The following is a 15,514-nucleotide window of genomic DNA, read 5'->3' as shown; positions in this document are numbered from 1 at the left end:
TTATCGCTTCTAGTACTTTCATCCACTCAGCCCCTATCTTTTAATTGAAACACCTTATTCGGATTCAAAATATTTTGCGGATCAAGAGCTTTCTTTATTTTCTCCATTACAAATAATGCTGCCCCATGCTCTTCTTCTTGATACTTTCGTTTTCCGATTCCAACGCCATGTTCTCCTGTACACGTTCCTCCTCGTTTAAGAGCATACTGAACGATACTTTCATTTATTTCGTCTGCCTTCTTCACTTCCTCTTTATCATTTGTATCAATCATTAAGAGTACATGGAAATTCCCATCCCCAACATGACCGAGAATACCGCCAATAAGCCCTACTTTATCTAATACCTCTTTCGCATGTTGAATCGCTCCAGCTAATTCCGAAATTGGCACACATACGTCTGTACTCATTAGCTTTTTACCAGGATAACTATGCACGTAAGAGTACGCTAAGTTATGTCTTGCATCCCACAGTTTATTTCTCGCTGCTGTTTCCATCTCAAATGCAATTTCTATACATTTATGATCAAGAACGATTTCTTTCGTAAATTCAATATCTTGCTTTAACCCTGCTTCATTGCCGTGAAACTCTAAAAACAGTGTCGGTTCTTCTCTGTAACTTGTTTCATTGTAATGATTTACTTGTTTCATAGATAATTCATCAACGAGTTCAATTCTCGCGATTGGAATACCTGCCTGTAATATGTTAATTACAGCTTCTACTGCATCATTTATAGTTGGAAACGATGCCCTCGCAGCCATAACATGTTCTGGTATACCGTATACTTTTAAAGTTAACTCCGTGAAACATCCAAGTGTTCCTTCTGAGCCTACGAAAATACCATTTAAATGATAACCTGATGATGACTTCGCCGCTAAATTCCCGGTATGTATTACTTCTCCATCAGCAAGAACGACTTCTAAATCTCGGACTTGATCACGCATTACCCCATACTTTACCGCTGTCGTTCCGCTCGCATTTGTAGCAGCCATTCCTCCTAACGTTGCATCAGCTCCTGGGTCTACACTAAAAAATAATCCATACTTTTTCAATTCTTTATTAAGCTGAGAGCGCGTCACCCCTGGCTGTACTCTCACAAGAAAATCCTTTTCTCTTATTTCAAGTATTTTGTTCATAAGAGAAAAGTCCATTGTGATTCCTTTTTCGTAAGGAATTACATGTCCCTCTAAACTGGACCCTACTCCAAATGGAACGACAGCTGTTCCGTGCTGACTCGCTATTTTCATTATCGCGCTAACTTCTTCGGTCGTTTTTGGAAAAACAACTACATCAGGTAAACTACTAACATGGTAAGATTCATCTTTACTATGTAACTCTCGTACTGTCATATTTATTACTACTCGATCTTCAGGAAGTATGCCTTTTAATTCATTTACTACATGTTCAATTGTTATTTCCATAATCAACTCTCCTTTTTAAATTTAAAACAAGTATACCATCTTTATACAAAATAATTAGAAAAATGAGATTTTTAAACCTAAACATACAAAAAAGAACCTGCAGCACACGCTACAAGTTCTTTTCCACTACATTTTAAACGATTTCTTTATTAACAACATAAACCAAATTAAAGTAACTGCCATCAACGAATGAGAAAATCCTACAATATAAGTTAACCCTTTAAAGTCAGCTCCATTTAACTGAAGAAGCCCTCTCGCTGCTAGCGAACCTAACATTAATGTTAATGCAATGTTATGTAAAACAAACCACTTATTAAACCCTTGCACTTCATGAAACGCGAATACTTTTGCTAATCCTAAAGCAATTAAAAAGAAGAAAAAGCCAAGTACAAGTGTATGTGTATGCAAAAGATTTAACAAAGTAGATCCTAAAATCCCTTTATACTTACCATACTCCCTAGCGAAAATCCCTGATAATAAACCGATAATCAAATACGTAAACGATGCATTATATAATTTCTTCATTATGTACCTCCTTGAGTAGAATGTGTAGTGTGTCATATTTAGTAATAATGATAGTTATATAGTAAAAACTCCTAGTCACCTAGGAGTCATTGTATAAGCATCTCACTCTTTACAATCAATCCTAATTATAAAATATCTCTCTATACAAAACAAACGAACTTTATGTGAACAAACAAAGCTCCTTTAAAATATGTTGCACTTTTGTTTTACACAATCCATACTAATTGTTATAACTTTTTAAAGGTGGTGTAATAATTGATAGTTCTTGAAACCGAACGTCTTAACCTTCGTTGGTTTGATATAAAAGACGCTCCTTTTATTCTTGAGTTAGTAAACGATCCTGCATGGATTCAGTTTATCGGTGACAAAGGAGTTAGAAACTTAGAAGATGCAAAAAGTTATATTGTAAACGGTCCCATCGATATGTATAACAAACTCGGATTTGGCCTTTACTTAGTAGAACGAAAAGAAGATCTCACTCCACTTGGTATGTGTGGCCTTATTAAAAGAGATTCATTAGAAGATGTTGATATCGGATTTGCCTTTTTAGAGACATTCCGTTCACAAGGATACGGCTACGAGTCAGCTTCTGTGATAATCGAATACGGTGTACAAAAGCTCAGCATGAAACGAATTGTAGCAATTACTTCTATAGATAACATCGCCTCAGGAAAGCTTTTAGAAAAAGTAGGATTACGATTTGAGAAAATCATTTCAGATTCAGGAGAAGATTTAAAATTATTTGGGTATAACGCATAGTAAAGAAGGTCGCCGTGAATGGTGACCTTCTTTACTATTTTACTGATCTCGTCATAATACTTTTATTTCCATTATAGTTTTGCAGTAATTCTTGTGATTACTACTATGCCTTTCATATCACATTTTTTGGAAATTCATAGAAATAAAACTTTCACATTTAAATAAATTATATTAATATATCAAATAAAGAAAGTGAGAATAAATGGAACAACCGCTATTTTTATTAGTTCTTCAATTCATTGCATTCATATTAATCATTTGTATCGTATATGGAATGTTGTACAATACCGTATTAAATTTAAATATGCCTAAATGGACTGCACATATAGTAGCTACGGTCTTTTCCCTTGGTATTACCTATCAAGCTTTTATAAATTTTATTTGAAAAACTTTTGTAGCAATTACTTCTATTGTTGATGCAGTAAAGCTTTTAGAAAAAGCAGGATTGCAATTTGAGAGGGTTATTTCAAGATCAGAAAACGTAACCATTTTTTATAAAGTCTTTCCAGCGCAAAATAGTGAAGAAATTAGTTCCGCTGAAAGTGTGTTTGCATAAAAAGAAATGAATTTAATTGATGCTACAAAAATTTTATTTTAATTCTGGTTCTATTGTTTGGAATCGTTCTAGGGTACCATTTGTGTGGACTTTAAAAATTTTCATTTGCGCACCAAAATGTTGCGTTAAGTAAAATGTATCACCAGTTATTAAATTTCCAATCTTCCAATCAGGTTGATATGTACTTTCCATGGAACTTTCTAAATCCCCAATCATTATTAAATTGATATATAATGAAGATGAACTACTCAACATTTTCGTTAAAGATAGTCTATCAACCTCTAACTACCTAATGAACTCAAGTAAACACATCTTCAGTCATTTTAAGAGGTACAAAAGGCACCCTTTCGGGTGATTTTTGTATAAAAATTCTATTTTTTTATATTCGATACCAACCACGAACCTTTTTAAAATAATAGTATCATTATGTCTCCTTTTTAGAGATTATTTTTAATTACCTTGAATTTTTTGCACCAGAACCGGAAAATCCCTGACTACTCGAAATATCAACTATCAGGTGCTAATATTCAATAACGCGTACTGAAAATGATTAAACATTTTTATAAACCAGTGGAACATTTAAGAAATCAATTTTTCTCTTATCGAAATTTAATTAGCTTACAGTAATACAGTGGTCATATATTTTTAAGAATAACGGAAGAATATATAGAAATTGCTACAGAAATGTGAAGTTTAATTAATTTAGGAGGAACAAACTTGTTTAATCAGCTTGTAAAAGTTATACCGAATTTATTTACGATTGGAAATTTATTGTGCGGTGTTTTCTCAATCACCTTGAATATGAGTGAATATTTAGGAGCAGCCTCCATTCTCATTTTCTTTTCAGCTGTTTTAGATTTTCTTGATGGAAGAATTGCAAGAAAATTAAAAGTGAACAGTGAGTTTGGCGTAGAATTGGATTCCTTAGCTGATATTGTTAGTTTCGGCGTCGCTCCTGCGCTTTTATTTCATACGATAGCAACACCTTCTATTTTAACTTCTTTGGCATTTATCCTATTCCCAACAATGGGTGCTTTAAGATTAGCTAAATTTAGTATTAAACCAACTATTGGATATTTTAAGGGATTACCTATTCCAGCTGCAGGATTATCATTGGCTGGTATGGCATTGTTTTCATATAGTAATGCATGGATTACTTTAATCCTCGCCCTCTTAATGGTAAGTCCCATTAGGTTTAAAAAATTTTAATGAAGGTCACGCCCAACGCCATTAAGGAGCATTTTAAATGGATTTAACGCGTCAATAAGTATAAAAAAGCGGGACAATAATATTAAATTAGGTGCCCTTCGAAAAATTAAAACCTTGTATTTATGGCTATTGGGTTAATCCATCGATATGTTATTCTGAAACGTCAGTCCACTTTTAACAGGAGCTCCCTTTATCAAGAGAGCTCCTGTTCTTATTTCTTCTTCTTTTCTGTCGGTTGGCTTTGTTTAGCAAAATTAGATGAATCATCAAAATTTGGTTGCTTTTTACCAGCATTATTACTTCTACCTTTTCCCATATGTAATGCACCTCCCCTCCCCCTTACTATTCCCAATAAAAAAATTCTCTTGCATCCAAGAGAATTTTAAATTAGGTTCTTATTGATAATACCTAAGTACTTCCAACACTGCCATTCCATAAAAGATGGATCCAATGTTAAATTATTTAATGCTAAAACAAATATTACATTTTCATATTTAACTGGATAATCAATTAATAATCCTAATGTATTTCCTGAATCTGCGACAATTATGATTCCCTTTTCTAACACGTCATCTATAACTTCTTTTAATTATTCTTACCTAGCATATAATATTTTCCTACACATTGAGATTGCATGTTGTATAAGGAAGCCCTTCTTCTTTCCATGCAAGAAATCCTCCCTTTAAATTCACTACTTCCTTTATACCAGCTCTTTGTAAAATACTAGCTGCTATAGCGGAACGTAATCCGGTTCGACATTGCAAAACTATTGGAAAATCTTTCGGTATATAATCTAGTTGTTCAAATAGATTACCTAAAGTGATATGTATTGCATCATGAAGGTGTCCTTCCTCCCACTCTTTTTTACTACGCACATCGATAACCTTAACGCTTCCACCTTTTATATGCGGATATAATTCAATCGATGTTTTTTCTTTGTAACTTTCAAATCTATCAAGTCTTTGTATTACTTTTAAGGGTGCAAAAGCAATAATATTATCTAACCCAATAGATTCAAATTCTCTAATAACTGCCTCTACTTTAACCTTTTCCTCATCTAGAATTATTAAAGTTTCTTTTTTATAATCTAATAACCATCCACACCAAGTTGTGAAATACTTGTTATAAGGTATGTTAATTGACTTCTCGATATGACCTGCAGCAAAACTCTCTACATCCCTTATATCAACTATTTGATAAACGCTCTTCAAAATTTCTTGAAGTTCTTCTACTGTATTAATAGCAGTACTTTTTCTCTTCTTACGAATTGGCGGACCATACTTATTTAAATTCTTCATTAATGAAAAATACTTTGGAGGCTCTGGCTGTCCCGTCAATAAAGTCGATATAAAATCACTTTCTTCATTACACCGAAATGCCCAATTGAACATCTTTTCATAACCTAATGTAGAAGTTGGAATTGCTCCTAATGCTTTTCCACATGCGCTTCCCGCACCATGTGATGGCCATATTTGCAAATAATCAGGAAGTATTTTTATTTTTTGTATAGAATCAAATAATTGTTTCGCTCCTATTTTTGCAGTATCTTTAATACCGACTGCAGTTTCTAATAAATCCGGTCTTCCTATATCTCCTACAAATATAAAATCACCTGTGAATATTCCTATCGGTTTATCATTCGTATAATTATTTTGACTTGTATCAGTTACTAAAAAAGAAATACTTTCAGGCGTATGCCCTGGGGTGTGAATTACATTAAATTTTATATGACCTACTTTAAACTCTGTGCCCTCTCTAACCAATTTGTATCGACCTTCGTTAAGATATTGATATTTCCAATCACAATCTCCTTCATCAGATACATATAAATTTGCATGGTAAAGATTAGAAAGTTCTCTAGACCCAGAAAGAAAATCAGCATGAATATGAGTCTCAGCCGCAGCAATTACTTCCATCCCCTCTTTCTTAGCAAATTCTATATATTGTTCTATATAGCGACTAGGATCAATAACGATTGCTACGCCTTCTTTCTGACAACCGACTAAATAGGAAGCATGTGCTAATTTTTCATCATAAAAATATTTTAAAAGCATAGCTATTCCCTCCAATTAGTTATTTCAAATTAATTTTCAATTTTTGTAACCACTTTTTATCTTCTCCTATAGAATCCCTTTCAACATTAAATTCCAATACATATATGGCAACATATATCTTTTAAGTAAAAACATACTATACCGTTCTTTCGCTTGATTAAATGGAAACGTTTCTTGAGGCTCATGTTCATAGTTAAATTCAGCAAGTATAAGACTTTTATATCCTGTAACAATCGGACATGATGTATATCCATCATATTTAGCCTGTAAATCTCTTCCGCTAAGTACGTCCATAATATTTTGTTTTAAGACGGGTATTTGTTTTCGAATTGCTGCTCCAGTTTTAGAGGTAGGTAAATTGGTACAATCTCCAAGTCCAAAAATATTTTTATATTGCACATGCTGCAAAGTATAAGGGCTTATATCTACCCACCCCTGATGATCACTTATCTCACTCTCTTTAATAAAATTAGGTGGCCCCATTGGCGGAACAACATGTATCATACTATATGGTACGGTTTCTCTTTTTAGTGTTTGCGTATCTTCAAAAATTGCCTCTCTCTTTTCGGCGATAATTTCCACTAGATTTTTATTATAATTCGTTATAATTTGCTTTCTTTCTAGTACTTGTTCTAAAGTATTTGCATATCGTGGAACCTGAAATATGTTATTGTTTGCAGAATAAAATATTACTTTACTTCTGTTTCTTACACCACTATTACAAAAATACTCCTCTGCTAAGTACATAATTTTTTGTGGAGCACCACCGCATTTAATAGGAGTATTAGGGTGGGTAAAAAGCGCATTTCCTCCTTTAAATTTTTCGATTTCTCTCCAAGTAGAATCAACATATGTATAAGAATAATTGCTACATACCCCATTAGTGCCAATAGACTCTTTTAAGCCTTTAATACTGTCCCAATTTATTTGGATACCAGCTGCTACAATAAGAATTTCATACTCAAGTAGCAGTCCGTCATCTAAAAGTATCTTATTTTCAGATGGAAATAACTCAACAACACTTTTAGGGATCCACGTTGCCCCTTTTGGAATAAGCGATTCCTGATTACGCATCGTACTTTCCTTTGAAACAATTCCTCCCCCCACTAAACTCCATAGTGGCTGAAAGTAATGTTTTTTTGATGGATCAATAATTGCTATACTTTCTTTCAATAGGGGTACATTTCGTAATAAATGTGCAGTAGAAGATAGTCCTGCTGTCCCAGCACCAATTACAATAATTTTATAACTATCTCTGGTCTTCATTATCCTCTTCCTATCTAAAATTGATTTTTAAATTAACTAATTAGTAGCCATTTTTTCATCGTAGTAACATGATTATAAGTTAAAAACATCATAGTTTTATCTGATTTAAATGAAAATTTTGTTAATTTTACCATCAACATTACTATATGCGTAAATCCCCTATGTTACTTCCATATTTTAGTTTTAATATTAAAACTAAATATTATTATATAAAATAAAAATAATTCATTAAAATACTTTTCATGAATCCGGATAAGTAATGTTTAAAAAACAACATCTAACATCTTAGATGTTAAAATAAACAAATTCACATACTTCACAAATATGAAAAGTATTAAATATCGCTTAAGTTTCGTTACCTTTTTCTGTATATATTGATAAAAAATTGTGAAATTTTATCGCATTATGCAAGACATTTAATATTAAATATATTACTTTTACTATGAACTAAATGGTTTATAGGGCTTTTCTAAATAAACAAGGTGCTAAATTAATTCTTAAGAAGCCATTATCATTGCATTTATCTAAAAATTTAAAAAAATACACGCAGATGGATATCATCTTAAATACATATATAATTACCTTTAATTTTTTGACACGATTTCACATAATTCTTAAACTGATTTTTTTGCGTGCATTATGAAAAAAAATGCACCGTGTCAGTCTTTAAAAGATTATATATCATAACTTTAAGAGAGGCAGGAAAACTATGAAGATGAAAAGAAAAATCTACTGGTTAAATGCTAGCCAATAGATTTTTCTTTTTTATCTAAGGATTCTTTTAAAAGAACAACAATTTTACTACAGTAATCAAGAACAGGTTTCTAAATTAAGTTACTGGAGAATATATAACTCTGGCGCAATATCCCTACCAGCTTTCATTCCAATAATAACTCCATGATATAACGTCAAAGATGAAATCCCTCAACTTAGGTATTTGACTTTTTAAATTTATACAAATGTCTTAGCTCTATGCACTGTGATATATAGGTCCACATCAATATGTTATTGCATCATATACTGAACAGATAATTTAAATTACTTTTATAAAGGATGATGAGGATGAACCTAGAAGATATACAAAAATCCTATGGCGTAATTGTAAGTTTAGGAGGATTGTGTCAAGTCACCAACCAAATCAAAAGACACAATTTAAGAACATTTTCTGGACCTTTAGATTGGTTTTATTATCCATCACTTTCAGATGTAAACAGATTACTTCAAAATCGATTTAAAAAATTCATGAAGTTGGAAAATATGGTTATAGAAGGTTCAGAAAGTTACGGTCTTATTGAATCAGAATTTGATAATCAAATTAAATGGGCAGAACGAATTACCTACTGTATAAAGGACACTTATTATAATTGTTTTTCAATGCATGATTTTCCTATTAATTCCGAAAAGGATTTGAAATCAACCTATCCTTCTTTTAAAGCTAAATTAGACACTAGAATTAATCGATTCCTTGAAAAAATAAATAGTAGTGAATCCATTTTATTCATTAGAATTTGGGGAAATCGAGATGAAGCGGTTGAATTACAAAACGTATTATCTAAAATTACAAATAAGGATTTTAATATTCTTATTGTTAATTTCAAGGAGGGTATATCTAATATTGTTGAACAAAATTGGGGAATATCGAGGGTTTGTTCAATTGAACTCCCACGTTATCAGGATAGATGGGAAGGTGATGATTCCGATTGGGATGTTATTTTAAACAAAATAACATTAACTTAATAATTTTCTTCTTACTTTTAACATGATTTAGCCCGTAAAATCAAATAGGTGTAGAAAAATAAAATTCCTGTCTAATTGATACACACTTAATTAACAAAACGTTCATATAATAATTCGTAAGTCCTTCTTTATTGAATAAATAGTTCTTTACAAAATTAGTTCCATCACTAGAGCACCTTTATGCGGTGCTCTTTTTTGAATTTATAAAATGTAAAAATAGTTGTTCCATTTTCCTTTAAATGGCTAATTCCCTTTGTTATTCTTCTATTGATTTCTGTATAATCATTTATGCGATCAGCATATTCTGCTTATGTAGTGCATTCACGACTACTTACTTCCATACTTTATCTTATATTTTGTCTTCTTGGATATTTCATTATAAGCTTCTTCAATTCCCTTGATTTCCTTCCCCTTCTTTTATCTTAAGAACAAGCAATTTCTTTCATTAATATTAAATAAACTAAAGCATAGATTTTAAAAGAACCTAATTTACATATAATTAATGATAAACTACAGTGTGTATTCTCCACGTTTAATCAGCATCTGAATTATAAATCTAACATATTTTTTTTAGTTGATTGTCATTATGGTACAACCGTGTATACATTTACCAAACAAACTACATAGTTTAAATTAGTAAAATATATAGAGAGGAAGGAAATAAATCTATGAAAGTCATAATTTTGTGTGGCGGAAAAGGGCTTCGGATGCAAGGAATTTTAGAGGACATTCCCAAACCATTAGTTCGAGTTCAAGGAAAGCCTCTCCTCTTGCATATAATGAATTGGTATAGAAAATATGGACATTCTGATTTCATTTTACCCTTAGGATATAAAGGTGAGAAAATTAAGGAATATTTTATGGACTTTAGCTGGAAAGAGAATGACTTTAGTTTGAATTTTAAAACCAGTCAATATACGCTACTTCAGAAATTAGAAAATTGGAATATACACTTTATAGATACAGGAATTGATACAATGACCGGGGCAAGACTAAAAAAACTTGAATCCTTTGTACAGGGTGAAACCTTTTTATTAACTTATGGTGACGGATTAGCCAATATAGATATTGATCAACTAATAGCATTCCATAAAGAAAAAGGAAAAATTGCTACATTAACTGGAATTAAAAAAAATAGTCAATACGGCCTATTGGCGGTCGAAGATGGAATTGCTATTGATTTTAAAGAAAAACCATTACTTGATGAAGTAATTAATGGCGGTTTTTTTGTATTTAACAAAGAAATATTCAATTATTTAAGTAATAATGATGATTGTGTTCTAGAAGAAGATCCTCTTCGAAATTTAATAAAAGACAATGAGCTCGCCGTCTATGAACACAATGACTTTTGGGCTAGTGTCGATACACCTAAAGATTTAAAAACTGTAAATGAAAGTTGGAATCCAAATAAATTTTAGTGGAGAGGACTGAATAAGCATTGAACTCTAATGATAAAAAAATAAGTTTACCTCGATTGTACATCCCCTCTAATGAGAAAATAGTTAACCCACTTTCAACAGGAATTAAAGCTTCAAATCTCTCCAAAAAAAATACTCAAAAAAGAATTAATCCCCAATTCTATAATCAACAACATGATCTAAATAATCATTTCTGCGTCATTGTAGGTAGTGAGTATGTCTTGAAAATTATTGCTTTACAGCAATCATTAATGCAGTACTCAGAAAAATTCACATTGTGGATTTGTTGTATAGATCCTTTTGCATATTCACTATTAAAAGAAATGAGTTTAATTAATGTAAACCTTTTACAAGTTGAAGAATTAGAAGATCGTGAACTAAAAGCAATTAAGAGAAAAAGAAAAGTAAATGAATATTGTTGGACTTTAAAATCTGTCTTGATAGAATATTTATTGGTCAATTATGATTTACCATCTATTCTATATTGTGATGGTGATTTATGCTTTTTCTCTGACCCTAATATTATTTTTGAGGAATGGGGTGACCATTCTATCTTCCTAACCCCCCAAAGAGATCGTGATTGGGTAGAAAAAATGTACGGAAAATATCAGGCTGGTCTAATTGGATTTAAGAATGATCTCTATGGACTAAAAAGTGTAAGATGGTGGAAAAATAAATGTATAGATTGGTGCAGTGCCGAGGCTGAAGAGGGGAAATTTGGAGACCAAAAGTATTTAGATTATATCCCTATATATTTTCCAAAAGTAAAAATTTCAAATAACTTAGGTATAAATGCTGCGCCTTGGAACTGTATATATAATAACGATTATAAAATTGACAAGACTAAAAATGATATATTTATTGAAAACGACAAACTAGTTGTTTACCATTTTGCATGTATTACTATCTTTACTGAAAATGATTTTGATCTTTGGTCTTTGGGAGAAATTTCAATACCCAATAATATATTAAACCATATTTACACTCCGTATTTAGAGAGAATTCAATTTGTTTTAAAGCAATTAAAGGATAAATTCAATAAAGATACTAAACAATTTTTAAGTAAAAAAGATATAAATAAAGCTCAAACTTTATATAAAGATTCACAATTAAGAAGAAAAATGAATCAATCCAATCATTTTATGAACTTTTCCATGATTATAAGTAAAGAACGATTAATTCAAGGATTGACCTCTTATTATTCCTTAGAAAATTTCAACGCTAAATTTACTGTATGGATCTGTTGTATGGATGATCTAACTTATCAAATATTAGAGAAATTAAAATTAAAGCACGCCATACTAATTCCGGTAAAAGAAATTGAAAATCATGAACTCCTCAGTATAAAAAATGATAGAAGTTTACAAGAGTATTGTTGGACATTAAAAGCGCCCCTATGTCTACATGTCCTTAGTCTTTATCCGGAAGTTGATCACATTATATATTGTGATGCTGATATGTATTTCTTTACAGCACCTAATATCATTCTTGATGAGTGGTGGAAATACTCTGTATTCCTTTGCCCTCAAAGAAGCTCTACTGAAATTGAAAGCATACACGGTATATACCAAGCTGGTTTAGTAGGCTTCAAAAACGATCAAAATAGTAAAGAAATTTTAACATGGTGGAAAGATAAATGCCTAGAATATTGTAATAATCATTATGATGTTGAAATGGATAGATGGGGTGATCAAAAATATTTAAATCACATTCCTAACATCTTTTCTAATATAAAAATCATGACTCATAGAGGTATTGATGCAGCACCTTGGAATGTCATTTTAAATAGCAGTTCTATATCCAAAACAGATAATAAAGTTTTTATTGATCAAGATGAATTAATAGCTTTTCATTTTGGAAGTATGCAAATTATTAATCCAAATGAGTTCGATTTATGGAAACACGAAACTTTAGAATTACCTCCAGCAGTTTTAGATTATATATACATTCCTTATATTGAACAATTGAATAAGACATGTCATACCCTTCATAATACCTTTCAAAAACCTTCCTCCTCTTTATTTGCTGATCAAATTGATACAACAACAATAAAAAATTATTTTAAATACCCCTCCCCTCATCACAATTAAGACTGATACTTTCCTTATTTAAAAATAAATCTATTTATTTCAGCAACTAAAAATACATCTTAATAAAGGATAGATTATCACTATGATTGCTTCATTTAAAAATAAAACTTTCCTTATTACTGGTGGATACGGTTTTATTGGTTCTCACTTGGCACGAAGACTTTTAAATTTACAAGCAAAAATTGTTCTTTTCATAAGAACACCATCAAACTCTTGGAGACTAAAGGATATTCTAAAATATATTGAAACCTATGAAATAGATATACGAGATAAAAAACAAGTACAAGATGCAATAAAGAAAATTAATCCCGATTATATCTTTCACCTGGCAGCCTATGGTGTAAATTCTGCCCATACAGATTACATCCATGCTATAGAAACAAATGTTATAGGGACTTGTAACATTATTCAAGCAGCAAAATTGGTGAATTGTAAAAAAATCATCAATTTTGGGAGTAGTTCTGAATACGGTAACAAGATGGAACCTATTCATGAAAATATGTTACTAACTCCTGTGGATATCTATGGAAGTACCAAAGCTGCTGCTACTATACTCGCCCATCAAATTGCTAGCGAAAACAATATTAATCTTATAACATTAAGACCTTTTGGCATATTCGGAGAAGGCGAAGAGCCGCATAAAATTTTTAGCTATATAATCTTGCGAGTATTACAAAACAAAGATGTAAATTTAACTTTATGTAATCAATTAAGAGATTATTGTTATATAGAAAATGTAATAGATGCCTGTATCCTAGCAGTAGAAAATACTACTGTACAAAATGAAATTTTTAATATTGGGAGCGGCACTATTCACCCCTTGAAACATTATGTAGAATTATTATTCAAACATTTGAAAACCAATTCCAGACCAAATTACGGTGCAATTTCCTCTAGAACAAATGAAAGATGGGTTCCTGAAGCGGATGTGCAAAAAATAAAAAACTCTCTTTCCTGGGAACCTAGAATTAATATTGAAGAAGGAATTATAAAAACTGTTAATTGGTATAAAAATAATAAACATTTATACCTAACCCCCTAAAAATAGGGTACTAAAGGAGGTGGACTAATTGTTAAACCAAAACTTTAATAATGCTTTTTACGGAAAAACAATTTTAATTACTGGACATACTGGTTTTAAAGGTTCTTGGTTATCCCTATGGTTGAATGAATTAGGTGCTACTGTAATCGGATATTCATTAGATCCTAAAAATAAGAATGATAACTTTAACATTACTAACCTTCAAAATAATATAATTGATATTCGTGGAGACATTAGAGATTTTAATAAATTAAATAAGGTTTTTACAGATTATAAACCTGAAATTGTATTCCATTTAGCTGCCCAACCTCTAGTTAAGTATTCATATGAATATCCTAGAGAAACATACGAGGTAAACGTTGTAGGAACTATGAATGTACTAGAGGCAATTCGATTACATGAATCAGCTAAAATAGGAATCATGGTGACAAGTGACAAGTGCTATGAAAATAAAGAATGGCCTTGGGGTTATCGTGAAATTGACCCTATGGGCGGCCATGACATATATAGCTCAAGCAAAGGATGCTGCGAACTTTTAATTTCTTCCTATCGAAATTCTTACTTTTCAGAAGAAAACTTTTCTCAACACAAGAAAATAATTGCAAGCGTTCGAGCTGGTAATGTAATTGGTGGTGGTGATTGGTCAATAGATAGAATTATTCCTGATTGTATACGAGCATTAGAATCAAACAAAAACATTATTATTAGAAACCCTACTGCTATTAGACCCTGGCAACATGTACTAGAACCCTTAAGCGGGTATTTACTCCTTACAGAAAAAATTATAAATAATGGTATCCTTTATTCAGGAGCATGGAACTTCGGGCCATCCCTAAGCAATATTGTTTCAGTAGAAAAATTAGTGACCAGTTTACTAGATATTTGGGGCTGCGGGGATTGGACAGCAGAAAATATAGATCCAATAAATTTTCATGAAGCAAATTTACTAAACCTTGACATTAGCAAAGCAAAATTCAATCTTAATTGGCAGCCAAAATGGTCCCTACAACAGACTTTAGAAAATACAATAGAATGGTATAAACATTATAATTCTTACACCAGTTCTGAGATGAGAAATCTATGTATTAGCCAAATCAAACAATATTGCATGCTTTGAACTACTCCCACTTACCCATACTTGCTGTGAGTTCCTTATGGAGGGAGTCTTCTTGGTTAAAATAATAAAAGATACATTAATTTTTATAGTCTAAATTATAAACCTACTATACCTAAAATTATGTGATTGTCCATTAACAAAGATTTTATTTCTTCGGTTATTTCAAATCAACTATTGACATTATACTTAAGAATAAAGGAATCACATATTTTTCTAGTGATTCCCTTGTTCTGAGAAAATAATGTCTTGCTTTAACGACAATACAGTATATGTGATTATTAATTTATTTGTTCTAGTTATGAAAAAATCTATTCCTGTCAAAA

Annotated in this window: 13 protein-coding genes; 8 read left to right on the top strand and 5 right to left on the bottom strand. The window is 31.4% G+C overall.

Annotated elements, in window-relative coordinates; genetic code table 11:
• Nucleotides 1-26: 26 nt before the first annotated feature.
• On the bottom strand, nt 27-1,418 hold the full coding sequence (locus ACZDYH_RS05900; protein WP_000406580.1) for an FAD-binding oxidoreductase: 1,392 nt from the start codon (nt 1,416-1,418) through the stop codon (nt 27-29).
• A gap of 126 nt (nt 1,419-1,544) precedes the next feature.
• On the bottom strand, nt 1,545-1,943 hold the full coding sequence (locus tag ACZDYH_RS05895) for a DUF2871 family protein (protein WP_000737896.1): 399 nt from the start codon (nt 1,941-1,943) through the stop codon (nt 1,545-1,547).
• Nucleotides 1,944-2,198: 255 nt separating this feature from the next.
• On the opposite strand from ACZDYH_RS05895, the gene ACZDYH_RS05890 reads away from it, so the two are divergent.
• Both ACZDYH_RS05890 and ACZDYH_RS05885 read left to right on the top strand, forming a co-directional pair.
• On the top strand, nt 2,199-2,702 hold the full coding sequence (locus tag ACZDYH_RS05890; protein WP_434712499.1) for a GNAT family N-acetyltransferase: 504 nt from the start codon (nt 2,199-2,201) through the stop codon (nt 2,700-2,702).
• A gap of 202 nt (nt 2,703-2,904) precedes the next feature.
• Nucleotides 2,905-3,087, top strand: a complete 183-nt coding sequence (locus ACZDYH_RS05885) for a hypothetical protein (protein WP_000437513.1) — start codon at nt 2,905-2,907, stop codon at nt 3,085-3,087.
• Nucleotides 3,088-3,291: 204 nt separating this feature from the next.
• On the opposite strand, the gene ACZDYH_RS05880 is transcribed toward ACZDYH_RS05885, so the two are convergent.
• Nucleotides 3,292-3,474: a DUF5065 family protein gene (locus ACZDYH_RS05880; protein ID WP_002000399.1), complete on the bottom strand. Its 183-nt coding sequence runs from the start codon at nt 3,472-3,474 to the stop codon at nt 3,292-3,294.
• A gap of 501 nt (nt 3,475-3,975) precedes the next feature.
• Here ACZDYH_RS05880 and pssA point away from each other — a divergent pair.
• Nucleotides 3,976-4,467, top strand: coding sequence for a CDP-diacylglycerol--serine O-phosphatidyltransferase (pssA, locus tag ACZDYH_RS05875; RefSeq protein WP_000483080.1), 492 nt, complete (start codon nt 3,976-3,978; stop codon nt 4,465-4,467).
• Nucleotides 4,468-5,084: 617 nt separating this feature from the next.
• On the opposite strand, the gene ACZDYH_RS05870 is transcribed toward pssA, so the two are convergent.
• Both ACZDYH_RS05870 and ACZDYH_RS05865 read right to left on the bottom strand, forming a co-directional pair.
• On the bottom strand, nt 5,085-6,521 hold the full coding sequence (locus ACZDYH_RS05870) for an MBL fold metallo-hydrolase (RefSeq protein ID WP_000925320.1): 1,437 nt from the start codon (nt 6,519-6,521) through the stop codon (nt 5,085-5,087).
• Between the two features lie 66 nt (nt 6,522-6,587).
• On the bottom strand, nt 6,588-7,787 hold the full coding sequence (locus ACZDYH_RS05865) for an FAD/NAD(P)-binding oxidoreductase (RefSeq protein ID WP_000857313.1): 1,200 nt from the start codon (nt 7,785-7,787) through the stop codon (nt 6,588-6,590).
• A gap of 1,062 nt (nt 7,788-8,849) precedes the next feature.
• Here ACZDYH_RS05865 and ACZDYH_RS05860 point away from each other — a divergent pair.
• The 5 genes from ACZDYH_RS05860 (at nt 8,850) to rfbG (ending at nt 15,191) form a co-directional block, all read left to right on the top strand.
• Entirely contained in the window at nt 8,850-9,524 is a 675-nt protein-coding gene (locus ACZDYH_RS05860) for a papain-like cysteine peptidase (protein ID WP_001047153.1), read from the top strand.
• Between the two features lie 668 nt (nt 9,525-10,192).
• Nucleotides 10,193-10,942, top strand: a complete 750-nt coding sequence (locus ACZDYH_RS05855) for a sugar phosphate nucleotidyltransferase (RefSeq protein WP_000864434.1) — start codon at nt 10,193-10,195, stop codon at nt 10,940-10,942.
• A gap of 20 nt (nt 10,943-10,962) precedes the next feature.
• Nucleotides 10,963-13,032, top strand: a complete 2,070-nt coding sequence (locus tag ACZDYH_RS05850; RefSeq protein ID WP_001087527.1) for a glycosyl transferase — start codon at nt 10,963-10,965, stop codon at nt 13,030-13,032.
• An 82-nt stretch (nt 13,033-13,114) separates the two neighbouring features.
• Nucleotides 13,115-14,074 (top strand): NAD-dependent epimerase/dehydratase family protein, encoded by a 960-nt coding sequence (locus tag ACZDYH_RS05845; RefSeq protein WP_000561952.1) that lies wholly within the window; start codon nt 13,115-13,117, stop codon nt 14,072-14,074.
• 28 nt (nt 14,075-14,102) lie between these two features.
• Nucleotides 14,103-15,191 (top strand): CDP-glucose 4,6-dehydratase, encoded by a 1,089-nt coding sequence (rfbG, locus tag ACZDYH_RS05840; protein ID WP_000934345.1) that lies wholly within the window; start codon nt 14,103-14,105, stop codon nt 15,189-15,191.
• Nucleotides 15,192-15,514: the final 323 nt, after the last annotated feature.

The sequence above is a fragment of the Bacillus sp. EB V-12 genome, assembly GCF_056158125.1.
Note: the sequence above shows the minus strand (reverse complement) of the source record. Positions and strands in the feature narration are given on the sequence as shown.